22 protein-coding genes, 1 tRNA gene and 1 pseudogene are annotated in these 26058 nt (G+C 65.6%); 17 read left to right on the top strand and 7 right to left on the bottom strand.

Annotation, left to right across the window (positions count from 1 at the left end; genetic code table 11):
- Positions 1–25 precede the first annotated feature (25 nt).
- From NNX34_RS11610 to fdhD, 6 genes are all read left to right on the top strand, one after another.
- Positions 26–817: an NlpC/P60 family protein gene (locus tag NNX34_RS11610; protein ID WP_255766688.1), complete on the top strand. Its 792-nt coding sequence runs from the start codon at positions 26–28 to the stop codon at positions 815–817.
- Positions 818–1060: 243 nt separating this feature from the next.
- Positions 1061–1561: an HNH endonuclease gene (locus NNX34_RS11615; RefSeq protein ID WP_255766689.1), complete on the top strand. Its 501-nt coding sequence runs from the start codon at positions 1061–1063 to the stop codon at positions 1559–1561.
- Positions 1561–2238, top strand: coding sequence for a molybdenum cofactor guanylyltransferase (locus NNX34_RS11620; protein WP_255766691.1), 678 nt, complete (start codon positions 1561–1563; stop codon positions 2236–2238). Before NNX34_RS11615 ends, NNX34_RS11620 begins: the two co-directional genes overlap by 1 nt.
- Before the next feature lie 36 nt (positions 2239–2274).
- Positions 2275–2559 (top strand): DUF6457 domain-containing protein, encoded by a 285-nt coding sequence (locus NNX34_RS11625; protein ID WP_255766692.1) that lies wholly within the window; start codon positions 2275–2277, stop codon positions 2557–2559.
- Complete coding sequence (locus NNX34_RS11630) at positions 2556–3851, top strand: molybdopterin molybdotransferase MoeA (RefSeq protein ID WP_255766693.1); 1296 nt, start codon at positions 2556–2558, stop codon at positions 3849–3851. Before NNX34_RS11625 ends, NNX34_RS11630 begins: the two co-directional genes overlap by 4 nt.
- A gap of 90 nt (positions 3852–3941) precedes the next feature.
- A complete protein-coding gene (gene fdhD, locus NNX34_RS11635) occupies positions 3942–4787 on the top strand; it encodes a formate dehydrogenase accessory sulfurtransferase FdhD (RefSeq protein ID WP_255766695.1) in 846 nt (281 codons plus the stop codon).
- A gap of 17 nt (positions 4788–4804) precedes the next feature.
- Here the strand turns inward: fdhD and NNX34_RS11640 are convergent, their stop codons facing one another.
- On the bottom strand, positions 4805–6517 hold the full coding sequence (locus tag NNX34_RS11640) for an ATP-binding protein (protein ID WP_255766696.1): 1713 nt from the start codon (positions 6515–6517) through the stop codon (positions 4805–4807).
- Positions 6518–6712: 195 nt separating this feature from the next.
- Here NNX34_RS11640 and NNX34_RS11645 point away from each other — a divergent pair, with 195 nt between their 5' ends.
- Positions 6713–8608: an ABC transporter ATP-binding protein gene (locus NNX34_RS11645; RefSeq protein ID WP_255766697.1), complete on the top strand. Its 1896-nt coding sequence runs from the start codon at positions 6713–6715 to the stop codon at positions 8606–8608.
- A gap of 3 nt (positions 8609–8611) precedes the next feature.
- On the opposite strand, the gene NNX34_RS11650 is transcribed toward NNX34_RS11645, so the two are convergent.
- Both NNX34_RS11650 and NNX34_RS11655 read right to left on the bottom strand, forming a co-directional pair.
- On the bottom strand, positions 8612–9415 hold the full coding sequence (locus tag NNX34_RS11650; RefSeq protein WP_255766698.1) for a DeoR/GlpR family DNA-binding transcription regulator: 804 nt from the start codon (positions 9413–9415) through the stop codon (positions 8612–8614).
- A gap of 5 nt (positions 9416–9420) precedes the next feature.
- Positions 9421–9591 (bottom strand): hypothetical protein, encoded by a 171-nt coding sequence (locus NNX34_RS11655; protein ID WP_255766699.1) that lies wholly within the window; start codon positions 9589–9591, stop codon positions 9421–9423.
- Between the two features lie 287 nt (positions 9592–9878).
- On the opposite strand from NNX34_RS11655, the gene NNX34_RS11660 reads away from it, so the two are divergent.
- The 4 genes from NNX34_RS11660 (at position 9879) to NNX34_RS11675 (ending at position 13530) form a co-directional block, all read left to right on the top strand.
- A complete protein-coding gene (locus tag NNX34_RS11660; protein ID WP_255766700.1) occupies positions 9879–11117 on the top strand; it encodes an extracellular solute-binding protein in 1239 nt (412 codons plus the stop codon).
- A gap of 63 nt (positions 11118–11180) precedes the next feature.
- Positions 11181–12098: a carbohydrate ABC transporter permease gene (locus tag NNX34_RS11665; protein ID WP_255766702.1), complete on the top strand. Its 918-nt coding sequence runs from the start codon at positions 11181–11183 to the stop codon at positions 12096–12098.
- A 1-nt stretch (position 12099) separates the two neighbouring features.
- Positions 12100–13005: a carbohydrate ABC transporter permease gene (locus NNX34_RS11670; RefSeq protein WP_255766703.1), complete on the top strand. Its 906-nt coding sequence runs from the start codon at positions 12100–12102 to the stop codon at positions 13003–13005.
- A 147-nt stretch (positions 13006–13152) separates the two neighbouring features.
- Entirely contained in the window at positions 13153–13530 is a 378-nt protein-coding gene (locus NNX34_RS11675; RefSeq protein WP_255766704.1) for a VOC family protein, read from the top strand.
- A 147-nt stretch (positions 13531–13677) separates the two neighbouring features.
- On the opposite strand, the gene NNX34_RS11680 is transcribed toward NNX34_RS11675, so the two are convergent.
- Positions 13678–13751, bottom strand: a tRNA-Arg gene (locus NNX34_RS11680).
- Between the two features lie 33 nt (positions 13752–13784).
- A complete protein-coding gene (locus NNX34_RS11685) occupies positions 13785–14318 on the bottom strand; it encodes a MarR family transcriptional regulator (RefSeq protein ID WP_255766705.1) in 534 nt (177 codons plus the stop codon).
- 84 nt (positions 14319–14402) lie between these two features.
- Here NNX34_RS11685 and NNX34_RS11690 point away from each other — a divergent pair.
- Positions 14403–16364: pseudogene (locus NNX34_RS11690) on the top strand (MMPL family transporter); the annotation flags it as partial.
- A 21-nt stretch (positions 16365–16385) separates the two neighbouring features.
- Here NNX34_RS11690 and NNX34_RS11695 read toward each other — a convergent pair.
- Positions 16386–17024 carry a hypothetical protein gene (locus NNX34_RS11695; protein ID WP_255766706.1) on the bottom strand — a complete coding sequence of 213 codons (639 nt, stop codon included), beginning with the start codon at positions 17022–17024 and terminating at the stop codon, positions 16386–16388.
- Between the two features lie 91 nt (positions 17025–17115).
- On the opposite strand from NNX34_RS11695, the gene NNX34_RS11700 reads away from it, so the two are divergent.
- From NNX34_RS11700 to NNX34_RS11720, 5 genes are all read left to right on the top strand, one after another.
- Positions 17116–17919: an inositol monophosphatase family protein gene (locus NNX34_RS11700; protein ID WP_255766707.1), complete on the top strand. Its 804-nt coding sequence runs from the start codon at positions 17116–17118 to the stop codon at positions 17917–17919.
- Between the two features lie 87 nt (positions 17920–18006).
- Positions 18007–20457: a DNA helicase PcrA gene (gene pcrA, locus NNX34_RS11705; RefSeq protein WP_255766708.1), complete on the top strand. Its 2451-nt coding sequence runs from the start codon at positions 18007–18009 to the stop codon at positions 20455–20457.
- Between the two features lie 202 nt (positions 20458–20659).
- Positions 20660–21829 carry an ADP-forming succinate--CoA ligase subunit beta gene (gene sucC / locus NNX34_RS11710; protein ID WP_255766709.1) on the top strand — a complete coding sequence of 390 codons (1170 nt, stop codon included), beginning with the start codon at positions 20660–20662 and terminating at the stop codon, positions 21827–21829.
- Between the two features lie 36 nt (positions 21830–21865).
- Positions 21866–22768 carry a succinate--CoA ligase subunit alpha gene (gene sucD / locus NNX34_RS11715; protein ID WP_227923050.1) on the top strand — a complete coding sequence of 301 codons (903 nt, stop codon included), beginning with the start codon at positions 21866–21868 and terminating at the stop codon, positions 22766–22768.
- Positions 22769–22847: 79 nt separating this feature from the next.
- Complete coding sequence (locus tag NNX34_RS11720; RefSeq protein WP_255766710.1) at positions 22848–24257, top strand: sugar porter family MFS transporter; 1410 nt, start codon at positions 22848–22850, stop codon at positions 24255–24257.
- 64 nt (positions 24258–24321) lie between these two features.
- Here the strand turns inward: NNX34_RS11720 and NNX34_RS11725 are convergent, their stop codons facing one another.
- A complete protein-coding gene (locus NNX34_RS11725) occupies positions 24322–25884 on the bottom strand; it encodes a S9 family peptidase (RefSeq protein WP_255766711.1) in 1563 nt (520 codons plus the stop codon).
- Positions 25885–26058: the final 174 nt, after the last annotated feature.

A 26058-nucleotide genomic window follows, 5' to 3' on the forward strand; every position in this document is an offset into this window, starting at 1 on the left:
CGGAATTCGAGACGCGGAGATAATCATGACCTCGACAATTGAGCGCGCCCGCCACCGGGCGCCGGTGGAACGCACCACTACGCTGAACGCGCTTGCCGGCGCCGTCAGTGCCAACGCCGGAACGGTGGGCCGCCAGGCCGCCGTGATTGCGGCAGCCTCCGGGCTGGTACTGACCACCGGCGTCGCGGCCAATGCGTCCGGGGCAGACACCATGCGTGACGTCCAGACGAGCACCCTGGATCTTTCCTCGGTCAAGATCCTCCAGGTCTCCGAAAACGCGACGGTTTCGTTCGAACGCGACAGCATTGCGGGCACCACTCCGGCACCCGTGGCGGAACCGGCAGCCCCGGTTGCCGAGGCGCCTGCTGCCGTTGCGGCTGCGAAACCGGCAGCCGTTGCTGCCGGCACGCGTGCTCCTGCCAACACGGTGCCTGCTGTCCAGGCCACAACCCTCAGCACACCGGCACCGGCGCAGAGCGCCCCTTCCGGCGTGGCATCCACCATCGCAGCCGCTGCCTACGCGCAGCTGGGCATCGGCCAGGACTGCACCCGGTTGGTTACCAATGCACTGGCCGCGGCCGGAATCAATCACCACGGCTGGCCTGCAAGCTACCTCACCCTTGGACGGACGGTGAGTGCAGCTGAGGCCATCCCCGGTGACCTTATCTACTACGCAGACGGCGGGATGGGCATGGCCCACATCGCCGTGTATGTGGGCGGCGGACAGGCAGTGCACGGCGGTTTCAACGGTGGATCCACCGTTGTAGCTCCGGCCGAGCTTGGCTCCGGCGGCGTCTACATCCGCGTAGGCGGCTAGGCAGCTCCCGGTACAGCATCTTGGCAAGGCCCCTCCTTCGGGAGGGGCCTTGCCTTGTTAAGCCGCAGTCCGGGCGCGGAGGCAGGCGGGGTGCCGTGGGCAGGGAGCGGACCCCTGTACCACCGGCATAAATGGCCAAGAACGCGATCGCGTTCTACTCTTGCATAGACAATCCGATGTGCCGTTGGCGGAGCGGTGTCTTGTACTCACCGGTTCGCGGGCGGCAGGCGAAGAGGTATGTGCATGCGCACTCTCGTTCTGAATGCTGGATATGAACCGTTGGCCGTGATCACCTTCCGCCGCGCCTTGGTGCTGGTCCTGAATGGAAAGGCGAGTGTGGTGGCGGAAAGCGGCGAGCCGGTGGTCGGCCCCAACGAAATCCTCCCCAGACCTTCGGTGATCCTGCTCCACCGGTACGTGAAGATTCCCTACCGGGAGGGCACCGTAGCCACCCGGCGGGGCGTCCTGCGCCGGGATAACCATGAATGCGCCTATTGCGGGAAGGCGGCGGCTACCGTGGACCACGTGGTCCCGCGGTCCCGCGGCGGCGATGACAGCTGGGAGAACCTGGTTGCCTGCTGCCTGCGCTGCAATAACACCAAAGGGGACAGGACACTGGCGCAACTTGGCTGGGAGCTGCGGGTTTCTCCCAAGGCGCCCCGGGGTGCGCGCTGGCAGATCCGTGAACTTGAACGTCCCTCACCGCAGTGGGACCCGTTCCTGCAGAATGACACGGCTGCCTGATGTCCGCTACCGCTCCGTATGATGCAGTCGTCCTGGCCGGCGGCCGTTCCACGCGCCTTGGAGGCACACCCAAGGCGCTGCTCCTGGCCGGGGACAGCACCCTGTTGGAAACCACCCTTGCCGCAGTGCCGGATGCACGCAACATCGCCGTCGCGGGGCCGCCGGAACTGTCGAACCTGCTGAGCTCAATAGAGCTGGCCGGGTCCGCGGGGACGCCCCTGCTGGTCCGGGAGGAGCCGGCCTACGCCGGCCCCGCAGCAGCGGTCGGAGCCGCCGTCGCCGCCCTCGCCGCCCTCGAGAGCAGCGGCAGCCTCAATGAGGGCGGCCTCAAGGACCGGGGCCGAAGCCCCTGGACGATGGTCCTGGCCTGCGATATGCCGCAGATCGCCTCCGCCGTCCGGGCCCTGCTGGATGCAGCCGCTGTGCCGCCCGCCGAGAGCCTGCTGGCAGTGGACTCCAGCGGCAACCGCCAGCCGTTGGCAGCGCTGTACCGCACCGCTGACCTGCGCGCCGCTGTGGCTTCCCTGGCCGCGGAGGGTCTAGCGAACAAGTCGATGAAGGCGTTGCTTGCTAGGGTGCAATGGAGGGGTGTTGATGTTCCCCCGACGAGTACAGCCGATGTTGACACCTGGAACGATGCACAAACCCTGGGTGTGAGCGCCGGGGACCTGCCGTAGCACCGGGCGGTCCCCAAGCGAAACGAAGGAGCACGAATGGCAAGCCAGCAGGAACAACTCGAGGCGTGGAGCGGCAGGCTGCTGCAGGCACTGGAACTCGAGGGCACACCGGTGGATGTCTCCGCTGTCCTCGATCTGGCTGCAGCCGCTGCGCACAGCGTGGTGCGGCCTGCCGCCCCGCTGACCACCTTCATTGTCGGGTACGCGGCTGGCCTCGCCGCCGGCAGCGGCCAGGCCGACGACGTCGTCGCCATGCGTTCGGCCATGGCCGTAGCCACGGAACAGTGCCGGAACGCCGCAACGGAAGGAGACGCCCAATGAGCGAACATCCCGCACCCGTTATCCTGCCGGCCCAGCCCAATGCGTCCTGGGCGCAGGCCCGCCACGCCGCCTACGCAGCGGCCCGTCCGCTGCCGTATGAGACGGTGCCTTTGGACGAGGCACTCGGCCGGATCCTGGCCCTCGAAACCACTGCCCTGCAACCGGTGCCGCATTACGCCTCCGCCGCGATGGACGGATGGGTTGTTGCCGGGCCGCCGCCGTGGACTGTCATGACCCATGAGGAACCCGAGGTGGAACGCTGGCAGATCCACCGCGAATCGGGACGCCGCGCGCTCCAGCCGGGCGAGGCCGTGGAAATCCTCACCGGCGGGCTTATCCCCGAAGGCGCCGAAGCCGTCTTGCGCTCCGAAAGCGGCAGGGTGTCGGCCACAACGCCGCCGCAGCTGACGCTCAGCGACCGCGCCAAGGAATCCGAACCGCGCGCCGGCGAACATATCCGCCCGGCCGGAGAAGAGGCGGCAGCGGGGGAGACCACCATCCCTGCGGGCAAGATGCTTAACCCGGCCCATATTGCACTGGCTGCCGTGTGCGGACATGACACCCTGCCGGTGCTGCGTTCCCCGCGCGTGTCCCTGCTGCTGACCGGGGACGAAGTCATCGAAGCCGGCCTGCCCGAGCCCGGACAGGTCCGGGACACCTTCGGACCCCAGCTGCCGCAGCTGATCACGATGCTGGGCGGACGCATCGACGTCGTCCGCCGCCTGCCGGACCGGCTGGAGGACGTGGTGGCGGCGCTGAGCAGCGAAGCCACGGACGAACTCTCCATCGCAATGTCTTCCGGCGACGTCCTTGTCACTACCGGCGGCACCGGACGTTCCGACGCGGATCACCTGCGCCGGGCCTTGGAAGAGGTCGAGGCTGAACTCCTCATTGACGGAATCGCGATGCGTCCGGGCCATCCCACCATGCTGGCCCGGTTGCAGGACGGCCGCCTGCTGGTAGCGCTGCCCGGCAACCCGCTGGCCGCGATGATGGCGGTCTTCACCATCGTCCAACCGCTGCTGGACGGACTCCGCGGGGCACCGATTTCCCGTGAACGGCATGTCCTGGCCGGCGTGGATCTGGAACCATTGCCCGGACGGACCCGGCTGGTTCCCTGCAGCATCCAGGAAGACCGGGCCATGCCGTCGCCGTATTTCCGCTCCGGAATGCTCCGCGGACTGGCCGAGGCGGACGCCGTTATGGTGGTGCCGCCGGAGGGCTGCATCAGGGACCAGGCTGTGATGGCGCTGCCCCTGCCGTGGCAGGTCAACCGCGCACCGTCCGGATAAGCCCGCACACCGGTAAAGCCGGAGCGGGACGACCCGGGGACCCCCGGCCACCCGGAGCCAGAGTCAATGCACTAAAGACAGGGAGACACCATGGGACGGGTTACCCAGCGAGGGCGGGTCACACGCTTCCGGTTGGACGGGAACGTCAGCCGGCGGGATGACGTATTGGCGGGGGAAGAACCGCTGGAAATCCGGGTGATGGGTAAGTCCTTCACCGTCACCATGCGGACCCCCGGCGATGACTTTGACCTGGTGGCCGGATTCCTGGTCTCGGAAGGGGTGATCTGGGATCCGGCCCAGCTCATCAGCCTGCGGTACTGCGCCGGAGTGGATGACGAAGGCAAGCAGACCTTCAATGTGGTGGATGTCCAGCTCCGGCCCGGTACCCCGCTCCCTGACACCGGGATGGAACGGCACGTCTATACGTCCAGCTCCTGCGGCATCTGCGGAACGGCTTCCATCGAGGCGGTCCGTAAGTCCTCGCACTTCGATCCGTCCTCCGACGGCGTGCGTCTCCCGCTGGACATGCTGGCTGCCCTGCCGGATCGGCTGCGCGAAGGCCAGAAAGTCTTCGACCGGACCGGGGGCGTCCATGCGGCGGGTCTTTTCAACGCCGACGGCGAGCTGTTGTGCCTGCGCGAGGACGTTGGCCGGCACAATGCGGTGGACAAGGTGGTGGGGTGGGCACTGCGTGCCGGGATGCTTCCGCTGCGCGGCATGGTGCTGCAGGTATCCGGACGGGCGTCCTTCGAGCTGGTCCAAAAGGCCCAGCTGGCGGGTATTCCGGTACTTGCCGCCGTCAGCGCACCGTCCGCGCTTTCCGTGGATCTGGCCAAGGACGCCGGCCTGACGCTGATCGGATTCAGCCGCGGTACGTCCCTGAACTGCTATTCCGCGCCGGAACGGATCCTGGCTGCGGCCCCCGCGCCGGTCTAGCCGGGGCTGTCCCGACCCTAGCGGGCGGCTGGAAGCTGGACCGTTGCCGTGGTGCCCTCGCCCACCTTGGAAGCAATCCCCAGTTCGCCGCCGTGCTGAAGCACGATGTCCTGGACGATGGCCAGCCCCAGGCCGGTACCGGGGATGGCAGCGGAGGTGGCGTTGGAGGCACGGAAGAAACGCCGGAACAGGTTGGGCAGGTCCCCTTCCGGGATGCCGATTCCGGTGTCGCGGATCTGTACCCGCACGCCGGGGCCGGCGCCGTCCGGCTGGACCAGGGCGGCACTGATCTGCACGGTTCCGCCGGCCGGCGTGAACTTCACGGCGTTGGAGCAGAGATTGGTGAAGACCTGCTCCAGCTGGGCGCGGTCTCCGTCAACCAGCAAGGGGTCGGTACCCAGATCCAACCGCAGGTCCAGGCTGCTGGCCCCGGCGGCCGGTGCCAGTGAGGCGGCAACGGCGCGCAGGAGTTCTTCCAGGTCCACTTCCTCCACCTCGAGGTTGATCTCGTCCGCATCCTGCCGGGAGATGGTCAGCAGATCGCTGATCAGCTGGTTGAGCCGAACGGCGTTGCGGCCAACGATTTTGAGCATCTGCGCGACGTCGTCCGGGATGTCTCCGCCAGAGCCGTCCAGGATGAGGTCCAGGTAGCCCGTGATCGAGGTCAGCGGTGTCCGCAGCTCGTGGTTGACCGTGGCCACGAAATCAGTCTTCGCCTGGTCCAGGTCCCGTTGGCGTTTGAGTACCATCCGCTGAGCGGTAATGAGGTTGCCCTGCACGAGGCCGTGCGCCAGGTTGCCGCTGACATGCTGGATCAGGGAGATCTCCGTGCTCGTCCAGTCCCGCGGGGCACCCTCGCCGGCAAGCCAGAGCAGCCCGAAAGCCTTGTCCCCGTGGCCGAGCGGCACAATCACGGAGGTGCGCAGCCCGGCAGCCCGGGATTCCGCGCTTATCGGTACCGGCTCATCGGCGGGCTGGCCATGGTCTTCCACGGCCATTCCCCGGCCCCGCTCCCAGAGCATTTCGGCCAGCTCGCCCGCGGTATGTGCGTTCAGCGAGGGAATGCCTCCGGAGGTTTCCTCGCGGCTCCACGCCAGTGCCAGTTCCGGAACGCGCTCATCCGGGAAAGTCACCAGCAGTACATGGTCCGCTTCGAAGGTGGCTCCGAGTCCGTGAACCACTACCTCGGCCATTTGCTGCGGATCATTAGTGGCCCGGATGGCGGCGGAAATACGGCGTGTGTCCTCCCGCAGCCGCGACGTGGCCGCCCGCCGGTCCCTGCGCGCCCGGGCGGTGGCCAGGATGAGGTTGATCCGGCGTGCCAGGTCCTCGGGGTCCACCGGGCTGGCCACGAAGTCGGCGATGCCCAGGTCGACCATCAATTCCATGTCCAGCCCGGCTTCGCCTGCCACGAGGATGACCGGCAGCTTGGTCATGGCCGGTTCGTGCCGGAGGCGCTTGAGCATGTCCATTCCGACGACTTGGCGGATCGTGGAATCCACCACCGCCAACACCGGGGAGCCGGCGCGTGCAGCTTCCATGGCCTCGTCCAGGTCCACCACGGGGACTGTATCCAAGCCCGCAGCGGCGAGGATTCCGGCCACGACGGAGAAGACCTCGGGTTGTTCAACGGCAACCAGCGCCGTGGGGCGCGGCTGTGCGCCGTGAGTGTTGCCCTCCGAAGAGGCGTCGCCCGTGGGGGCGGCGAAGGGTTTGAGTGCCGGGGGCATTACGGCCTTTCGTCTGTGCCCGGTTCAGCTCCAGGGGCAGCGATTCGAAGTGTACCAGCGCCCGGAGCCAAACTTGTGACTTGATTCACTGCGTCCCCGGAACGGATTCCGCTGCGGTTTCAGCCACTAGCGATCGGCAGGGATCGGACTCCGGACGGGTTTAAGCTGGAACGTGCGGATATCGGAGGAACAGACATGAGCATGGAAGGCGCAGCGTGGGGTTCGCTGATGCAGATCTCCCGCGCCAAGGGCGTTGACGGCAAGATTTCACGGGAAACCCTGAAGCGGATTGTCCGCTTTGCCGCTCCCTATCGGACGCGGCTCCTGGGCTTCGTTCTGCTGTCCGTGGTGGGCGCGTTCCTGGCCGTGGCGACCCCGGTCCTGGCCGGGCAGGTGGTCAACTCCATTGTGGCCGGCACGGCACCGGCCGTGGTGATCCGGCTTGCCCTGCTGATTGCCGCCGTCGCGGTGGCGGACGCGGCAGTTTCCCTTGCCACGCGCTGGTTTTCCTCGCGCATCGGGGAAAGCGTCATCCTGGACCTGCGCACCGCGGTGTTCGACCACGTCCAGAAGATGCCCATTGCCTTCTTTACGCGCACGCGCACGGGTGCGCTGGTCAGCCGGCTCAACAATGACGTCATCGGCGCCCAGCAGGCCTTCAGCGGGACCCTTTCCGGTGTGGTGAGCAACGTCGTCGCCCTGGTGCTGACCCTCATCGTGATGCTCGGAACCTCTTGGCAGGTGACCGTACTGGCCATGTTGCTGCTGCCGGTATTCTTGCTGCCGGCACGGCGGATGGGCGGCCGGCTCGCCGCGCTCCGCCGGGAGGCTGCCAACCACAACGCGTCCATGGGTACGCAGATGACCGAGCGGTTCTCCGCACCCGGTGCCACCCTGGTCAAACTGTTCGGACGGCCCGACGCCGAGTCGAGCGAATTCGCGCTTCGTGCCTCCCGGGTGCGGGACATCGGCGTGAAGATGGCAATGATGCAGGCCGTCTTCGTGACGGCCCTGACCCTGGTATCCGCACTGGCCCTGGCCCTGGTCTACGGGCTGGGCGGTTACCTGGCGCTGCAGGGCAACCTGAACACGGGCGACGTCGTGACCCTGGCGCTGCTGCTGACCCGGCTGTATGCGCCGCTGACCTCCCTGGCCAACGCCCGCGTGGAGATCATGAGCGCGGTAGTGAGCTTCGAGCGGGTCTTCGAAATCCTGGACCTTCGTCCCTTGATCCGTGAGAAGGAATCCCCGGCGCCGGTGCCGGCCGGACCGCTGAGCGTGGAGTTCGACGACGTCCGGTTTGCCTATCCCACCGCGGAGAAAGTATCCCTCGCGTCGCTGGAAGAGGTGGCGGTCCTGGACACCCGCGGCGGAGAGGAAGTCCTGCACGGAGTGTCCTTCCGCGTTGAACCGGGGCAGACGGTCGCCCTGGTTGGAACCTCGGGAGCGGGCAAATCGACCATTGCGCAGCTGTTGGCTCGGCTGTACGACGTCGATTCGGGTGCCGTGCGCTTCTCCGGTACGGATGTGCGGGACGTGAGTTTCGCCGGCATCCGGCAGGCGCTGGGCATGGTAACTCAGGACGGGCACCTGTTCCACGAGACCATCCGGGCCAACCTGCTGCTGGCCAACCCCGAAGCCAGTGAAGAGGAAGTCTGGGATGCGCTGCGCCGGGCGCGGCTGGAGGACATGGTGCGGTCCCTGCCGGACGGGCTGGAAACGATGGTGGGGGAGCGCGGCTACCGGCTTTCCGGCGGGGAGCGCCAGCGGATGACCATCGCGCGGCTGCTGCTGGCCCAGCCGCGGATCGTGATCCTGGACGAGGCCACCGCCGCTTTGGATTCCACGTCCGAGGCCGCTGTGCAGGCCGCCCTGGGCGAAGCGCTGCAGGGGCGGACCGCCGTCGTGATTGCGCACCGGCTCTCCACCATCCGCAATGCCGACCGGATCCTGGTTATCGAGGGCGGCCGGATTGCGGAACAGGGAACGCACGCGGAACTGCTGGCGCGGGACGGACGCTACGCGGAGCTGTACAACACCCAGTTCGCCGTGGCCCGGGACGAGGAACGGAACTCCGCGGACCTGTCCTGATAGCTAGCTGATGTTGCTTTCCACTGGTGCTACGAGGACCCGGGTGCCGCGGCTCTCGAAGGCAGCCTTGTCGCTGTCGGAGATACCGCTGTCCGTGATCAGGTTGCTAAAGACGTATCCGCTGAGCGTGGCAAAGCTCCGGTTTCCGATTTTCGAGGAATCGGCGACGACGTAGGTTTCCGAGGCCCTCCGGGACATCAGCGAGTTCACGGCTGCTTCCCCTTCGTCGCTGACCGTCGGACCCACCTCGGCATCCAGGCCGTTGACCCCGACAAACGCGAGATCCAGCGCCACACGCTGCAGGATGACGTCGGTGTAGGGCCCAACCAGTTCATAAGAGCGCGGATTCACGACCCCGCCGGTCACCATGACCCGGATATTGGGGCGGACGACCAGCTGGACAGCGATGTTGATGGCGTTCGTGACCACGGTAAGGGTTGGCCGGTTTGACGGTTCCATGAGATCCCGCCGCATGCCCAGCGCCTGGGCGATGGCGGTGCTGGTGGTTCCCCCGCACAAGCCGATCACGGCGCCCTTGGGCACCAAGGCGGACGCAGCCCGGGCTATGGCCTGCTTTTCAGCGGTATGCTCGTCGCGCGAGTAGCGCGTGGGCAGGTCATAGGCCACTGCTTCCATGGTTGCCCCGCCACGGGTCCGGCTCAAGAGCCGCTGGGCAGCGAGGCTGTCCAAGTCCCGCCGGGCAGTAGCCGGGGACACTTTGAGCGACACTACTATCTCCTCAACCTGCACGTGCCCGCGGGCGGCAAGGAGGTCGAGGATCGCGTTGAGCCGCTCGGTCTTCTCCATCGGTTTCAGCCTAGGTCCGTAGGCTCGGCCCGGTAGAAGAGGGATGACAGCCGGACCGCTTCGCAGACCAGCTCTTCATCATCGGCATGGTCCGGATGCAGCACGTTTAAGCTCCCGAGGCCCGTTCCAGCCGCAGCAGCACGGTCCATTAGCGCACGTGTGGAGGTGAGGGTCATCGGAGTTCCTCCCCGTTGGACGAAAGTTGGTCAATGATGGGCTCTGATTGAAGTTGCTGTCTATAGATCAGAACCAATCAGGCCAAGATCCGAGCACGTGCTGCGGCTAACCCCTTGACGGGCGGGGGTAGGAAGGCCAGTATCTTCCCTCAACTGATGTTCGCTGATCGAATAACGCGTTTTGCTATCAAGTTCCATCATCAGCCAAGGGTGCTCAGGCCGTCTGACGGCCCCGGCGTCGTGGCTCGGATTCGCGGCCCGGCCGTGACTGTCTGAAAGAGGATCCAATGAAGAGCAACTTTCGAACCGGCATGATGGCCCTAGCCGCGGCGGGAGCGCTCACGGTGTCTTCCTGCGGTTTCGGGGGCAGCGGGGACTCGGGCGAGGAAGGCGGGGCTACTACCCTGGACCTGCTTGTTCCCAGCTATTCCGACGGCACCAAGGCCCTTTGGGAAGGGGTCATCGAAGATTTCGAAGCAGCCAACGAGGACATCAGCGTGAACCTGCAGGTGGAGTCCTGGGAAAACCTGGAATCGGTGCTGCAGACGAAAATCCAGGCCGGAGAGGCACCCGACATTTACAACGGCGGCGCATTTTCTGCTTTTGCGGATGAGGGGCTGCTCTATCCGGCGAACGAGGTGGCCTCGGAGGAGACCATCGCCGACTTCCAGGAGTCGTTCGCAGAAAACGAGATGCTCGACGGTACCCAGTACGGCTTGCCGCTGATCGCTTCGGTGCGTGCCCTGTTCTACAACCAGGATCTGTTCGATGCTGCAGGCATCCAGGCCCCTCCCACCACCTGGGACGAGCTCCATGCAGCAGCCCAGGAGATTTCGGCCACCGGTGTTCCCGGGTACGGAATGCCGCTCGGCTCGGAAGAGGCGCAGGGCGAAAGCCTCATCTGGTTCGCCGGCAACGGCGGCGGTTTCGGGGACGAGTCGGAGATCGCGGTGAACACGCCCGAGAACCTCGAGGCAGCAGAGTTCATGAAGAAAATGATCTCCGACGGCGTCACCCAGCCGGATCCGGGCGCCACCCAGCGCACTCCGATGATCAACGTCTTCGCACAGGGGCAGATCGGGATGGTCTACGCCTTGCCGCAGACCGTTGGCCAGATTGAGGAAGAGAACCCGGACCTGAACTACGGGATTGCCAGCGTCCCCACCAACAGCGGCGAACCTTCCACCCTCGGGGTCGCGGACCGCTTGATGGCTTTCAAGAACGATGAAGACAAGCAGGAGGCCATCAAGGCGTTTATGGACTTCTTCTACACCGAAGACAACTACGTGGACTGGGTGGAGACTGAAGGTTTCCTGCCCACCACTAAGAGCGGATCCGAGGCGATGGGCTCGGACGAAAGCTTGAAGCCGTTCCTGGACATGCTGCCGACCGCCGAGTTCTATCCGACCACCAACCCCGCCTGGAACGCGACCGACGGAGCGTTCAAGTCCCTTATGGGCCAGCTGGAGGACCAGGACGCACAGACAGTACTGGAGCAGATCCAGTCCAAGGCCGACGCAGCCTGACACCCGTCCCGAGGGGCCGTGTCCACCGATGCGGCCCCTCCCGGTCCAGAACGGTTTGAGCCTATGAGTACAGTCCGCCACCCGGGGGTGCGCCGGCAGAAGCTTCGGAACAGTGAAAGTGGATGGGCGGCCCTGCCATGGATCGGGCCGGTGCTGGTCCTCGTGTTCGGCGTGGTGATCTTTCCCGCCGGCTACATGATCTACAGCTCCACCCGCCGCATCAGCCAGGCCGGTACGAACGTGGAAGGCGTAGGGCTGGCAAATTTCCGGACGGTGTTCGAGGATCCCAACCTGCCCCGGGTCCTCCTCAACACTGTCGTGTGGGTAACGGTTGTGGTTGCCCTGACCGTGGTCATTTCACTGGCCCTGGCGAACTTCCTCAACAAGCCGTTCCCGGGCCGAACGCTCGTCCGGATGGCGGTTGTGGTCCCTTGGGCAGCCAGCGTAGTCATGACCACGACGGTGTTTTACTACGGGCTGGACCGGGACTACGGGATCATCAACAAGTTCATGGTCGACGTCGGGCTGCTGGACGCCTCCTACGGTTTCACCAAGAATGTTGCCACCGCCCTCGGCGCGGCCATCGCGGTGGGGGTGTTCGTGTCCCTTCCGTTCACCACCTACACCTTGCTCGCCGGGATGCAGGCCATTCCCGGGGATGCCCTTGAAGCAGCGAAAATGGACGGCGCCGGACCGGTACGCACTTACTTCAGCGTGGTGCTGCCCCAGCTGCGCGGCGCGCTCGCAGTCGCCGTGCTGATCAACATCATCAATGTCTTCAATAACCTCCCGATCCTGCGGATCGTGACGGGATCCATTCCCGGCTACAGCGCGGACACCCTGATGACGTACATCTTCAAAGTGCTTCAGTTTGACCGGCGCCTGGACGTGGCGAGCGCGCTCAGCGTGGTGAACTTCGCCGTCGTGCTGGTGATCGTGGCCGCGTACGTGAAGATCGTCAAACCGATGAAGGAGGCATGAATTGGCCATCGCTGCCCCGGCCCCTATCCGCACTGCTGTTCCGGCATCCGCACGCCCCCGCCGGTATGCGGATAATGTCAGTGCCCGGCGGATGTGGGGACGTACCGCTGCCGGTGCCGTTATCGCCCTGCTGTTCCTGGCGCCCTATCTGGTGATGCTCGTCGGCTCGTTGAAGACCCGCCCGGAAATCCTGTCTGTTCCGCCTGAGTATCTTCCGCAGGAGGGCCTGCAGTTCGGCAACTACCAGTCCATGTGGGACACGCCGGAAACGCCCCTGGGCTACAACTTGGTTTCGACCATCATCATTGCCGTGTTTGCCACCCTTTTGGTGCTGCTGGTGGCCACGCCGGCGGCCTATTACACGGCCCGGTTCCGCTTCCCCGGCCGGATGGTCTTCCTGTTCCTGGTGATCGTGACCCAGATGCTGCAGCCGGCGGTGCTGACCGCGGGGCTTTTCCGCCAGATGCTGTGGCTGGACCTCAACGACACTTGGCTCGCCATGATCCTGATCAATGCGGCTTTCAATCTTTCCTTCGCGTTGTGGATCATGCACAGTTTCTTTGCCGCAGTTCCCCGCGAGATTGACGAGGCGGCGCAGATCGACGGCGCGGGGCGGCTCAAGGTGCTTTTCCGGATCAATCTGCCGCTGGTCTGGCCGGGGATCGTTACGGCAGTGATCTTCACCTTCGTTTCGTCCTGGAATGAGTTCGCGGCGAGTCTGGTCATCATGTCCACGGCGGAGAACCAGCCGCTGTCCGTGGCGCTGACGAAATTCATCGGCCAGTACGCCACCAGCTGGCAATACGTGTTTGGCGTTTCGATCGTGGCGATTGTGCCGGTGATTATCCTGTTCGCGGTTATCGAGAAGCGCCTGATCGGCGGGCTCACGGCCGGCGCCGTTAAATAGGCGCGAACGGCAGCCGGTCGGTCATAGTCCTCGTCTGGACCGGGAAGCGCGGGCTGAGCACCGTGAGCCCACTCGGTCCAGTACGCGGGGTGCGGGCTGAAGCGGGCCTCGGCACCAAGGCCGCTGGCCGTCCGCTAGCATGCCCTTATGAACGTCGTCTGGTGGGAAGTCGAGACCGAAGCCCCCGAGAAGTTCATGTCGTTCCATTGCGATCTCCAAGGTTGGACGTTCGCCCCCGCCTTCGAGGATTCAGAGCTCGATGCGAGCTGCTGGATCATCAGAAGTGGCGGGTCGGGAATTGGCGGTCTTCAGCGTGCAACCGAAGGGACAGCGCCTACGGCCGGAACCCGGGTCTATTTCGAAACTGATGACCTCGAAGGCTTCCTCTCACGAGTCAGAGAGCTTGGCGGCCAAGTCGAACGAAGCAGAACCGACCTCGGCGGCGATGACCGCTGGTTCGCAACGTTCCAAGATTCATGTGGGGTGTCCTTCGGCATATGGACTGATAGGGCGCCCAACGAGTAACAGCACCTCTCGACGGATACGATCCCTTCCACCAGGAGTGTGGTGCCAGGGCCGGAGCGGCCCGCACCGGCCTGCTGTTCCCGCTGCTGGAACAGCTCCGCGTGACCCGCCACCGTCGGCCGCCTCCGCGGCCGTTAAAGAAAAATGTGCCCCCGGCCGGAATCGAACCGACGACCTGCCCTTTAGGAGAGGGCCGCTCTATCCTACTGAGCTACGAGGGCGGACCGCCGGGCTTCCCGGCGGGCGGTTCCAGCTTACCCGTTTCTCACGCTGGGTGGTTGCAGCCCGTTCGGAGCGCCGCCGGTGACGGGGGCGGCGGCGCCGTCGGACTGCCGGTCGTTAATGTGTCGGTCATAGGCGTCGCGGATGGCCTGCATAAAGCCCAGGATGGTGCGCAGCTCAGTGTCCGTGTACCGTGACATGACCTCGTCGGTGAGGGCGCCCAGGGGGCCGAAGTAGGCGCCGGCAAGCTGCATTGCCAGGGGTTCGAAGTGCAGGGTGACCTTCCGCCTGTCCGCATGGCTGCGGTTGCGGTGAATGTGCCCGATGCGCTCCAGCCGGTCGATCACCGCTGTGGTGGCTCCGGAGGAGGTGCCCAGCCGGGCGCTGAGCTGCCCGGCGGTTAGGGCCTCATGCCGCATCTCGGCCTCCATGATGAGCACCAAGGCACGCATGTCGGTGGCATTCAGGCCGTTCGAGTGCGCGAAAGCGTCCGCGACACGCTGTCCATCCAGGCTCATGCCGCGGAGCGCGTCGACGATATCCCGCCGTAGCTCTTTGTCCTCCACAAACTAATAGTAACTGGGAATTGAAGTATCTCTATATCTAAGATACTTTCGAACAGAGATACTTTAGACGGCTTGGAGAAGCGCATGTATGCAGGGATAGTGAAGAACGCCAAGACGGCGTGGGTCACGCTGCTGATCGGGGTGGCCGTCATCATCGGCCTGTTCGCCCTGCCGGCACAGGAAAACGACGCCACCGACGTGGGCGGACTGAATGACAAGTACCAGTCCGCACAGGTCGCCGATCTGCTCCAGGAGTTCCCTGACGCGCAGGAATCCTCCGCCATTGTGGTGGTTTCCCGCGAGGACGGCGGTCCGCTGACGGACGCGGATACTGCCGGCATCGCCGGGATCAACGCAGCCGCCACGGAGGTCGGGGCCTCGGGCCCGCCGCCGCAGGTTCCGCCGGTGGTTTCCGAGAACCGGCTGGTCGCAATTGTTCCGCTGACGCTGCAGGCAGCCGCCGACGACGGCGACGCCGTCTCTGCCGAGGTCGAAGAGCTCCGGACGGCCGTTTCCGATGCCGCCCCGGAGGGCGTTAAGGCAGAGCTGACCGGCGGGGCGGCGTTCAGCGCCGATCTGGCCGGAGTGTTCTCCGGCGCCAACTTTGTGCTCCTGACCGTCACCGCCGGCGTCGTCGCCGTGCTGCTTTTGATCACCTACCGTTCCCCGTGGCTCTGGATCGTGCCGCTGGCGATTGTCGGCGCCATCGAACAGCTGGCAGCCAAGGTAGTGGACCTGCTGGCCCCGGCCACGGGAATCACCGTGGATCCGTCCGCCGTAGGCATTACCAGCGTCCTGGTCTTCGGTGCCGCCACGAACTATGCCCTGCTGCTCATTGCCCGGTACCGGGAGGAGCTGCGCGTCCACGACTCGGTGTACGAGGCCATGCGCAAAGCCCTGACCCGTACCCGCGAAGCGATCATTGCCAGCGGCGGCACCGTCATCCTGGCCCTGCTCACCCTGCTGTTCGCCGATACCCAGAGCTACCGCGGCCTCGGGTTCTCGGCAGCCATCGGCATTGTCCTGGCCATCTTCAGCGCATTGTTCCTGCTGCCGGTGGCCCTGGTGCTGCTGGGGCGCAAACTGTTCTGGCCCTTTGTGCCCAAGGTCGGGGACCCGGCCAAGGAAGGCAAGTTCTGGGGCCGCCTCGGTGAAGCCACCGCACGCCGGCCCAAGACCATTGCCGGCACTGCCGTCCTGGTACTGCTGGCCCTGGGCAGCGCCCTGTTCACCCTGCAGATCGGCCTGAGCGAAAACGAGCAGTTCCGGGACAAGCCTCAGGCGGTCACCGCCGCGGAGACGCTTTCCGAAGGTTTCCCGGCCGGCTCATCCTCACCGGTCACCGTCCTGGTGGATACCGATTCAGCGGATGACGCCGTCGCGCAGCTCTCGGGCATCGAAGGCGTCACCGCAGCCACCCCCGGCACCGAGCATGACGGACGTACCCGGGTGGAACTGGTCACCGGATACGAGGCCGGCACCGACGAAGCCAACACCTTCATCACCGACCTGCGGAACGACCTGGCCGGTGAGGACTATGAGGCACTGGTAGGCGGCGAGGCGGCCGAACGGGTGGACCAGCTGGCAGCGAACCAGCACGACACCGTCCTGGTGGGCACCTCCGTGATCGCCCTGGTGTTCCTTGTGCTGATGATCCTGCTGCGTTCCCTGGTGGCGCCGGTGCTGCTGGTTGCCTCCGTGCTGCTGACGTTCCTGGCCGCAACCGGTCTCAGCTGGTTGCTGTTCGAGAACGTGCTGGATTTCCCGGCCATGGACGTGCAGACACTGCTCTACTCGTTCCTGTTCCTGGTGGCCCTGGGTGTGGACTACAACATCTTCCTGACCACCCGCGCCCGGGAGAACGCAGCGACCATGGGCACCAAGCAGGGGATGCTGGCGGCACTGCGCTCCACCGGCGGCGTGATCACCAGCGCCGGCATCCTGCTGGCGGCCGTCTTTGCGGTCCTCGGCGTCCTGCCGCTGGTGACCCTGACCCAGGTGGGCATCATCGTGGCCATCGGCGTCCTGTTCGACACGCTGCTGGTGCGGACCGTCGTGGTCCCGGCCCTAACCTTTGTCCTCGGCGACAAGTTCTGGTGGCCGTCCAACCCCGCGGGTAAAGACGGACACCACGGACGCCACGAGGCTGAGCCCCAGCAGGATCCAGCGGGCGACGGTCAGCGTGCCGGCCAGGGCGGCATCTCCGCTCGATAGTTCGACCGCACCGAGGGCATTGTCAATGGCAATGTTCTCCCATAGGTCGGCCACCACAAAGAGGATCGGCGCACTGAAGAGCACCCAGCGCAACGCCCGGCGCTGGGTGTTCAGTCCGATGATCAATAGCCAGGTCAGGCCGAAGATCAGCGGAAAGAGCGTCCCGGCCGTCTTGTGCACGTAACTGAGCCGGCCCAGCGCCTCCTCGTCCATGGCGCTGCGCAGGGCGGCCAGATGGTCTTCGCCGTAGCCGAACACCATGGAATCGGGCATGGACAGGCCGTCCGCCAGCTGGGACAACTGGCCCGGCACCATGAGGTGCAGGTACCAGAACAGGAACAGCGTTGCCACCACGCCCGCAATGACAAGCAGCCCCGGACTGCTCTTGCCCTGCGGCCCGGCGGGCATACCTGCTGGTCCCGGGCCGCCCGGGCGGGGCTGTCCGGCTTGGAGTCCGTGTTTGGCGGCGCGCTGCGCGGCGGTTTTTCCCATAGATACAGTATGGCCGCACCGGCCCCGCACCAGGATGAGCCGCCCCGTGTGCGCCTGTCCGGAGCGGCGGCGGACGGCTACGCTGGGGGCTATGAGTGCCGTTGCATCCCCCGAAGACTTCGACCTCGCCGCCGAGCTGGTGCAGGAGGCCGCGCAGCTTGCCCTGCGCATGCGCTCGGAAGGGCTGACCGCCAGCGAGAAGACCTCGGTGTCCGACGTCGTAACCGCCGCGGACCGCGAGGCCGAAGCCCTGGTGGTAAACCGGCTGCGGCAGCTGCGTCCGGACGACGGGATTGTGGGGGAGGAGGGCGCCAGCCACCAGGGCACCTCCGGCCGGTCCTGGGTCATCGACCCGGTGGACGGAACCTACAACTTCTTCGCCGGGTCCACGTACTGGTGCTCGGCCATCGCCCTCCGGTCCGAACCCGGTCCGCACGACTCTCCCGGAGATCCGGATGTCCTGCTCGGCGCCATCTACCAGCCGCAGGAAGACCGGCTGTGGATCGGCGGGAAGGGGTTCCCGGCCATGCTCAACGGATCCGTTATTGTTCCACCCGACGACGAACCGCTGGACCGCCTGTCCGCGGGAACCTATATCCACCCCACCTGGCTGCTGCGCCCCGAGGTGACCGGTCCCTGGACTGCGGCGGCCTCTCGGGCCGCAACCATCCGGATGATGGGGTCCGGCTCCTGCGACCTGGCCCGCGTAGCCACCGGCCAGTCCGGCGCCTGGTTCCAGCACAGCTGCCCGGAATGGGACTGGCTGCCGGGCAAGGCCATAGTCCGAGCCGCCGGCGGCAGCACCGCCGTCGTCGAAGTCCACGGCTTCCGCTGGCACATTGCCGGCACCGCCACCGCCGTCCGCGAGATCCACGCAGCCCTCACCTCCGGCTGACCGGTTCGGCCCGGGACGCTCCCGCCGGAGCGGACGGTTTGGACGCTCACCGGAATGTCGGCCGCAGCGCCTAGACTTAAAGCCATCATGGACTATCTCTTTGATCCACTCTTTCCCGCACCCCGCAAAGCTGAACCGGCGCCTGCCGCAAAGGCGCCGCATTCCGGCACCGAGCGAAGGGGCTCCTCCTACGCGGATGAAAGCCGGGCCGCGGACCTGCTGCAGGGGTTGAATCCCCAGCAGGAGGAAGCGGTGAAGCATGCCGGTTCCCCGCTGCTGATCGTGGCCGGCGCCGGCTCGGGCAAGACCCGTGTGCTCAGCCACCGGATCGCCTACCTGCTCGCCACCGGGCGGTCCAACCCGGGCCAGATCCTCGCCATCACCTTCACCAACAAGGCCGCCGCTGAAATGCGCGAGCGGATCGAAAACCTGGTGGGCGGCGTCGCGAAGACCATGTGGATCTCCACCTTCCATTCCTCGTGCGTGCGGATCCTGCGCCGGGAAGCCAAGACCGTGGGGATGAACTCGAACTTCTCCATCTACGACTCGGCGGATTCGCTGCGCCTGATCACGCTGGTGGCCAAGGGGCTGGACCTGGACCCGAAGCGCTTCACGCCCAAGTCGATCATGAACAAGATCTCCGCCCTGAAGAACGAACTCATTGACGAAGAGTCCTATGCGGAATCGGCCAACTACTCCGATCCCTTCGAGCAGGCCGTCGCAGACGTCTACAAGGGTTACGCGCAGCGGATGCGCCAGGCCAACGCCATGGACTTCGACGACCTGATCGCGCAGACCGTGTTTATGTTCCGCGCGTTCCCCGGTGTCGCCGAGTACTACCGGCGGCGCTTCCGGCACATCCTGGTGGACGAGTACCAGGACACCAACCACGCGCAGTACGCCCTGGTCCGCGAACTGGTGGGCAGCGACGACGAGACGCTGGACGTACCGCCGGCCGAACTCACCGTGGTGGGCGACTCCGACCAGTCCATTTACGCCTTCCGCGGCGCCGATGTCCGCAACATCAATGACTTCGAAAAGGACTACCCGAGCGCGCGGACCATCCTGCTCGAGCAGAACTACCGCTCCACGCAGACCATCCTCAACGCCGCCAACGCAGTCATCTCCCGGAACCCCAACCGCCCCGAAAAACGGCTGTGGACCGCGGAGGGCGACGGCGAAAAGATCATCGGCTACGTGGGCGAAAACGAGCACGAGGAAGCCCGCTTCATCGCGGAGGAGATCGACCGCCTGCAGGACGAGGAAAACCTGCGCCCCGGCGACGTCGCCGTCTTCTACCGCACCAATGCCCAGTCCCGCTCCTTGGAAGACGTCCTGGTGCGGGTGGGCCTGCCTTACAAGGTGGTCGGCGGCACCCGGTTCTACGAACGCAAGGAAATCAAGGACGCGCTGGCCTACCTGCGCGTGCTGGTGAACTCGGACGACGTCGTAAACCTGCGCAGGATCCTCAACGAACCCAAGCGGGGCATCGGCGACCGTGCCGAGTACTCCGTGGCCGCGCTGGCCGAACGCGAGCGGATCTCCTTCATGGCAGCCCTGCGGCGTGCCGAGGAGGCTCCGGGCCTGGCCACCCGGTCACTCAATTCCATTAACGGCTTCGTCAAGCTGATCGACGACCTCGCCGAGGTGGCGAGCGGATCCGGCGCGTCCGCCGCCCTGGAAGCCGTGCTCGAACAGACCGGCTACCTCGCCCAGCTGCGCTCCAGCAACGACCCGCAGGACGAATCCCGGGTGGAGAACCTGGCCGAACTGGTGGCAGTGGTCCGTGAATATGAGCGGGACAATCCAGAGGGTTCGCTCGGCGAGTTCCTGGAGCAGGTCTCCCTGGTGGCAGACGCCGATTCCATCCCCGATGCCCCCGGGGGCTCGGCGGAGGAAGTCGCGGCCGCCGTCGAGGAATCCCGCCGCCAGGGTGTGGTGACCCTGATGACCCTGCACACCGCCAAGGGGCTGGAATTCCCGGTGGTCTTCCTCACCGGCATGGAGCAGGGCCTGTTCCCGCACCAGCGTTCGGCCACTGACCCGGCCGAACTGGCCGAGGAACGGCGGCTGGCCTACGTGGGACTGACCCGGGCACGGCAGCGCCTGTACCTGACCCGGTCCGAGGTCCGCAGCATGTGGGGCCAGAGCCAGTACAACCCGGCCAGCCAGTTTGTGGGTGAAGTGCCGCCCGAGCTGATTGAGTGGAAGCGCGAGGGCATGGACCGTCCCACCTGGGGCGGCGGCGGCAGCATCACCTCGAGCCGCTACGGCGGATCCTCCTGGGGCGCCGGAGCGGCGAGCGGCACCGGCGGCAGCACCGCCAACTCGCCCGTAGCCAAGGCCATCGGGCGCGTGCAGCCGCAGAAGGAAGTGGTGTCCGTGTCGGCAGGCGACAGGGTCAACCACACCTCCTTCGGCTCCGGCACTGTGCTGGCGGTGGAAGGCGCAGGGGACAAGACGGTGGCGAAGGTGAAATTCGACGTCGGCGAAAAACGCCTGCTGCTGCGTTACGCGCCGCTCACCAAAGAGAGCTGAGCGGGGACGTTTTCATAACTCAGGCCGGGCATTTTCTACAAACGATAGAACTGTGTGCTTTATCACTAAAGGGGTAGTCTGGGATCGGCGTTCTGCCCCAAGGGACTAAAGTTCCTCGTGGGGCAGACCGGCCGGATGCATCTGCTCTGCGATCGCCAGATCGCATGTAAACCCCTACTTCGACGTAGAAGGACACTAGCCCGTGGACCTGTTTGAATATCAGGCGCGCGATATGTTTGAGGCGCACGGAGTACCCGTGCTCGCCGGAATCGTGGCGCACACCCCTGAAGAAGCCAAAGCTGCTGCTGAGAAGATCGGCGGCGTTGTAGTCGTCAAGGCGCAGGTCAAGGTTGGTGGCCGAGGCAAGGCCGGCGGCGTGAAGGTTGCCAAGACCGCCGATGAAGCTTTCGAGCACGCATCCAACATCCTCGGCATGGACATCAAGGGCCACACCGTTAACACGGTGATGATCGCCCAGGGTGCCGACATCGCCGAGGAATACTACTTCTCGGTCCTGCTGGACCGCGCAAACCGCAACTACCTGGCCATGTGCTCGGTTGAGGGCGGCATGGAGATCGAGCAGCTGGCCGTGGAGCGTCCCGACGCACTCGCCCGCATTGCCGTCGATCCCGCCGTCGGCATCGACTCCGCCAAGGCCGCCGAGATCGTCGACGCCGCCGGGTTCGCCCCCGAGCTGCGCGAGGGCGTTATGAACGCCATCATCAAGCTGTGGGATGTCTTCACCAAGGAAGACGCCACCCTCGTCGAGGTCAACCCGCTGGTGAAGACCGGCAGCGGTGAGATCCTGGCCCTCGACGGCAAGGTCACCCTGGACGAAAACGCCGACTTCCGCCAGCCCGGCCACGCCGCGCTGGAAGACAAGGACGCTGCGGATCCGCTCGAGGCCAAGGCCAAGGAAAACGACCTTAACTACGTCAAGCTCGACGGCGCAGTGGGCATCATCGGCAACGGTGCAGGCCTGGTTATGTCCACGCTCGACGTCGTTGCCTACGCCGGCGAAAAGCACGGCAACGTGAAGCCCGCGAACTTCCTGGACATCGGCGGCGGCGCCTCCGCCTCCGTCATGGCCGCCGGCCTGGACGTCATCCTGAATGACTCCCAGGTCAAGTCCGTGTTCGTGAATGTCTTCGGCGGAATCACCGCCTGTGACGCCGTGGCCAACGGCATCGTCAAGGCCCTGGAAATCCTGGGCGACGAAGCCAACAAGCCGCTGGTTGTCCGTCTCGACGGCAACAACGTCGAGGAAGGCCGCCGCATCCTTGCCGAGGCCAACCACCCGCTGGTCACCCTGGCCACCACCATGGACGAAGGCGCCGACAAGGCCGCCGAGCTCGCTTACGCTGCTCGCTAACTGAGCCTGTCGAAACCTAGAAGAGAGAACCCACCTATGTCTATCTACTTGAACAAGGACTCCAAGGTCATCGTTCAGGGCATCACCGGCGGCGAAGGCACCAAGCACACCGCCCTGATGCTCAAGGCCGGCACCCAGGTTGTCGGCGGCGTGAACGCCCGCAAGGCAGGCACCACCGTCACCCACGGCGACGTTGAACTGCCCGTCTTCGGCACCGTTGCCGAGGCCATCGACAAGACCGACGCCGACGTCTCCATCGTCTTCGTGCCGCCGGCCTTCACCAAGGACGCCGTGATGGAAGCGATCGACGCCGGCATCAGCCTCGTCGTCGTCATCACCGAAGGCGTCCCGGTGCAGGATTCCGCCGAGTTCTGGGCCCACGCCCAGTCCAAGGTGGACGCTGACGGCAACCAGGTCACCCGCATCATCGGCCCGAACTGCCCCGGCATCATCACCCCCGGCGAAGCGCTGGTAGGCATCACGCCCGCCAACATCACCGGCAAGGGTCCCATCGGCCTGGTCTCCAAGTCCGGCACCCTGACCTACCAGATGATGTACGAGCTGCGTGACCTTGGCTTCTCCACCGCCATCGGCATCGGCGGCGACCCGGTCATCGGCACCACCCACATCGATGCACTGGCTGCCTTCGAAGCGGATCCCGAAACCAAGGCCATCGTGATGATCGGCGAAATCGGCGGCGATGCCGAAGAGCGTGCCGCAGAGTTCATCAAGGCCAACGTCACGAAGCCGGTTGTCGGCTACGTGGCCGGCTTCACGGCTCCCGAAGGCAAGACCATGGGCCACGCCGGCGCCATCGTCTCCGGCTCCGCCGGAACGGCACAGGCCAAGAAGGAAGCCCTCGAGGCCGCGGGCGTGAAGGTCGGCAAGACGCCGTCCGAGACCGCTACGCTGCTGCGCGAAGTTTACGCAGCCCTCTAGTTCAGTAACTGCACGCCCCCGTCCAACGGATTTTTCCGCGGGACGGGGGTTTTGTGCGTCGCAGCCAAGAAAGTCGCAAATGTCCACCACAGTAACAGCCGGCCCCGACCGGGCTTCCAAGGCTTCCCCGCATAGACGGGCGCTTCGCCGTGCGTCCTGGATCGTCACCCTTGGCGGTTTCCTGTTCGGCTACGATACCGGCGTCATCAACGGCGCCCTGCCCTACATGGAAGACGATCTGGGCCTGACCCCCTTCACCGAAGGCCTGATCACCTCCAGCCTGCTCTTTGGCGCGGCATTTGGCGGGGCTATTTCCGGGAAGCTGACCGATCGGTTCGGCCGGCGCCGGATCCTGATGGGTCTCGCCGTCGTCTTCCTGATTGGAACCCTTGGCACCTCCCTGGCGCCAACGATCGCCGTGATGGTGCTGTCCCGGATTGTGCTCGGCCTGGCCGTGGGCGGCGCCTCGGCGCTGGTGCCCGTTTTCCTGGCCGAACTGGCACCGGCTGAACGCCGCGGCCAGATGGTCACCCGCGACCAGCTGATGATCGTCACCGGACAGCTGGTCGCATTTGTTGCCAACGCGGTGATCGGCAACATCTGGGGCGAAGACCAGGGGGTCTGGCGCTGGATGCTCGTGGTGGCCACGCTGCCGGCCATCGCCTTGTGGATCGGAATGAGCTTTGTTCCGGAAAGCCCGCGCTGGCTCGCCTCCAAGGGGCGTTTCGCCGAAACACTCGCGGCCCTCCGCCGCATCCGCAGCGAGGAGGACGCGCAGGCCGAACATGACGAGGTGCGTGGCCTGGCCGAGAAGGAATCGGCACAGGCAGGCACGTTGCGGGACTTCGCGGAACCCTGGCTGCTGCGGGTGCTGCTGATCGGCATGGGACTGTCCATCGTTCAGCAGATCACCGGCGTGAACGCGATTATGTACTACGGCACGCAGATCCTGGCCGACGCCGGTTTCGGTACCGAGGCGGCGCTCACCGCCAACATTGCCAACGGCGTGGTGTCCGTGGCAGCGGCTATCTTCGGTATCTGGCTGCTGGGCCGGGTCCGCCGTCGGCAAATGCTGATGACCGGACTGATCGGTACCGGGTCCTCGCTGCTGCTGATCGGGCTGGTATCCATCTTCGTTACCGAAGGCAGCGTACGCGGTTACATCATCTTGGCCCTGACGGTCACGTTCCTGGCCTTCCAGCAGGGCGCCGTTTCGCCGGTGACGTGGCTGATGCTCTCGGAAATCTTCCCGTTGAAGGTCCGCGGGCTGGGGATCGGCCTGTCGGTCTTCGTGCAGTGGATGACCAACTTCGCCGTTGGCTTCTCCTTCCCGATCCTGATGGACGCCATCGGCATCTCTAAGACCTTCTTCATCTTCGTGGTGCTGGGCCTGCTGGCGCTGGTATTTGTCCGCCGCTTCGTCCCGGAGACCCGGGGACAGAGCCTGGAGCAGGTGGAAGAACAGCTCCGGGTTGCCGGTACCAAATAGGAACCCGCGCACAAAGAAGGGAACCTGCCGCCGGCAGGTTCCCTTCTTTGTGCGCTAATCGACCCTAGGGGATCGCCGGGTAGGCGGCCACGGTGGGCACGGTGACAGACGCCGTGAAGCTGGTCAGCGCCGTCGCCTTCGGCAGCGCGTAGACGGAGGTGGCGGGCGTGACCTGCAGGACCAGCCGGGTGCTTGGATCGGCAGTGTAGGAAACCTCTTCCAAGGGGATGGTCAGGGTGTGTTCCTTCCCGTCCAGGATCAGCGGAACCGGTGTGACCTGGTTGCCCAGCACGAGGGAGGACCTGGACCGGTCAATGATCTGGGCATAGACATGGGTGTTGACCTGCCGGGCAGAGCCGCGGTAGGTCAGCGTCAGCTGCGGTGCGCCGAAGACCGACGTCGTCACCGTGGGGGCGCTGATGGGGACGTTGACTGCCACCGGAGCGACGGCGGCCGCCACGACTGCCCCGCTGATGGCAGCGGGGGAGAGGATGATCGACCCCTTCCCGGTACCGGTCAGGGCGCCGGTGGCCTGCGGGTACCCGGGCGCTCCGCGGGTCACGCCGGCCTGGTCGATGAACTGGAAGGCCGCGCCGGTATCCACCGGTTCGTTCCGCAGATAGCGGGCAAACCAGTTCAACACTGCGGGAGTGATCCGGTCCGGTCCGGCAGTGGAATTGCACAACCCGTGGCCGCCGCAGAACTGCAGCATCTTGGTAGGCGTGCCGGTGCTGCGGATGAGGTCATAGTTGCGTCGGGCCTCATCCAGCGTGAAGAGCGTATCCGCCGTGCCCTGGATGATCAGGGTGGGAGCCGTGATCGAGGTGAACAGGGTGTCCGGGGTCAACGATTCGAAGTATGCGATGGACTCGGCGCTGAGCTGGTTGGGGTAGGTCAGCCCTTCCTGGCAGGCCTTGCGGACCGGGGCCGAGAGGGCGCCCTGGTTGCCCACGAGCGAGCCCAGCTGTCCCAGCGCCGTTCCTTCGGCGCAGAGCAGGGCGCCCCAGCCGGTCTTGAAGGAACCGGCCTTGTACAGGCTGGTGGTCAGGTCATTCCAGGCGATGGTGGGGGTGATGGCGTCCACGCGCTGGTCCTGGGAGGCGAGGACAAACTGGATACCGCCGCCGTAGGACGCCCCGGCCATGCCGAGGACGGGGTCTCCCGGGGACTCCAGTTGTGCTTCGGGCTGGGCGGCAATGTAGTCGATGATCGCGGACCCGTCCCTGCCCTCATAGGCAGGATTGTTGACGTAGGCCTCACCGCCGCTGAGCCCGAAACCGCGGGGGTCCCAGGTCACCACGTTGTAGCCGGCGTCCCGCAGGGGAGCAATACCGATGGAGCCGATCAGCGTACTGGTGGTACTCAGCGGGATACGCCCGCCGGGCAGCCCGAACCCGGGTCCCACCATCACGGTGGGTGCCTGTTGGCCGGAGGCAAGGCCGGTGGCGGGGAAGAAGTTCGTGTGGATCGGGGTGCCGTCAAAGCTGGTGATAACGACGTCGGTGCGGATGGCAGGCGCGGGTGCAGCGACAGCCGGTGCCGCCGGCGCTGCGATGGCGGGCGCGGCGGCCAGGGACGAACCCAGAAGCGCGGCGGACACCGCCAAAATGCCCAGATGTTTCCTCATGGTGACCTCATTGTCTGCGGGAAAGTGCGAGTGGTTACCGGTTGGTAACTTTCTGCAGGGTATGAGGAGGAGGAAGAGGGCACAAGGCCAGCAGGCAAATCCACCCGTTGGGGGTCCGGTTTCGACGGCGTCTATTGTGCGGTGCCGTGTTGTGGTTTAGCACCCTGTGGACCC

The organism is Arthrobacter sp. zg-Y1116 (assembly GCF_024385485.1).
Classification (GTDB): Bacteria; Actinomycetota; Actinomycetes; order Actinomycetales; family Micrococcaceae; genus Arthrobacter_B.

What these genes read in the sequence shown, in the direction of transcription:
- NNX34_RS11610 (WP_255766688.1), top strand. Translation starts at nt 26, where the DNA reads ATGACCTCGACAATTGAGCGCGCCCGCCACCGGGCGCCGGTGGAACGC.
- NNX34_RS11615 (WP_255766689.1), top strand. Translation starts at nt 1,061, where the DNA reads ATGCGCACTCTCGTTCTGAATGCTGGATATGAACCGTTGGCCGTGATC.
- NNX34_RS11620 (WP_255766691.1), top strand. Translation starts at nt 1,561, where the DNA reads ATGTCCGCTACCGCTCCGTATGATGCAGTCGTCCTGGCCGGCGGCCGT.
- NNX34_RS11625 (WP_255766692.1), top strand. Translation starts at nt 2,275, where the DNA reads ATGGCAAGCCAGCAGGAACAACTCGAGGCGTGGAGCGGCAGGCTGCTG.
- NNX34_RS11630 (WP_255766693.1), top strand. Translation starts at nt 2,556, where the DNA reads ATGAGCGAACATCCCGCACCCGTTATCCTGCCGGCCCAGCCCAATGCG.
- fdhD (WP_255766695.1), top strand. Translation starts at nt 3,942, where the DNA reads ATGGGACGGGTTACCCAGCGAGGGCGGGTCACACGCTTCCGGTTGGAC.
- NNX34_RS11640 (WP_255766696.1), bottom strand. Translation starts at nt 6,517, where the DNA reads ATGCCCCCGGCACTCAAACCCTTCGCCGCCCCCACGGGCGACGCCTCT.
- NNX34_RS11645 (WP_255766697.1), top strand. Translation starts at nt 6,713, where the DNA reads ATGAGCATGGAAGGCGCAGCGTGGGGTTCGCTGATGCAGATCTCCCGC.
- NNX34_RS11650 (WP_255766698.1), bottom strand. Translation starts at nt 9,415, where the DNA reads ATGGAGAAGACCGAGCGGCTCAACGCGATCCTCGACCTCCTTGCCGCC.
- NNX34_RS11655 (WP_255766699.1), bottom strand. Translation starts at nt 9,591, where the DNA reads ATGACCCTCACCTCCACACGTGCGCTAATGGACCGTGCTGCTGCGGCT.
- NNX34_RS11660 (WP_255766700.1), top strand. Translation starts at nt 9,879, where the DNA reads ATGAAGAGCAACTTTCGAACCGGCATGATGGCCCTAGCCGCGGCGGGA.
- NNX34_RS11665 (WP_255766702.1), top strand. Translation starts at nt 11,181, where the DNA reads ATGAGTACAGTCCGCCACCCGGGGGTGCGCCGGCAGAAGCTTCGGAAC.
- NNX34_RS11675 (WP_255766704.1), top strand. Translation starts at nt 13,153, where the DNA reads ATGAACGTCGTCTGGTGGGAAGTCGAGACCGAAGCCCCCGAGAAGTTC.
- NNX34_RS11695 (WP_255766706.1), bottom strand. Translation starts at nt 17,024, where the DNA reads ATGGGAAAAACCGCCGCGCAGCGCGCCGCCAAACACGGACTCCAAGCC.
- NNX34_RS11700 (WP_255766707.1), top strand. Translation starts at nt 17,116, where the DNA reads ATGAGTGCCGTTGCATCCCCCGAAGACTTCGACCTCGCCGCCGAGCTG.
- pcrA (WP_255766708.1), top strand. Translation starts at nt 18,007, where the DNA reads ATGGACTATCTCTTTGATCCACTCTTTCCCGCACCCCGCAAAGCTGAA.
- sucD (WP_227923050.1), top strand. Translation starts at nt 21,866, where the DNA reads ATGTCTATCTACTTGAACAAGGACTCCAAGGTCATCGTTCAGGGCATC.
- NNX34_RS11720 (WP_255766710.1), top strand. Translation starts at nt 22,848, where the DNA reads ATGTCCACCACAGTAACAGCCGGCCCCGACCGGGCTTCCAAGGCTTCC.
- NNX34_RS11725 (WP_255766711.1), bottom strand. Translation starts at nt 25,884, where the DNA reads ATGAGGAAACATCTGGGCATTTTGGCGGTGTCCGCCGCGCTTCTGGGT.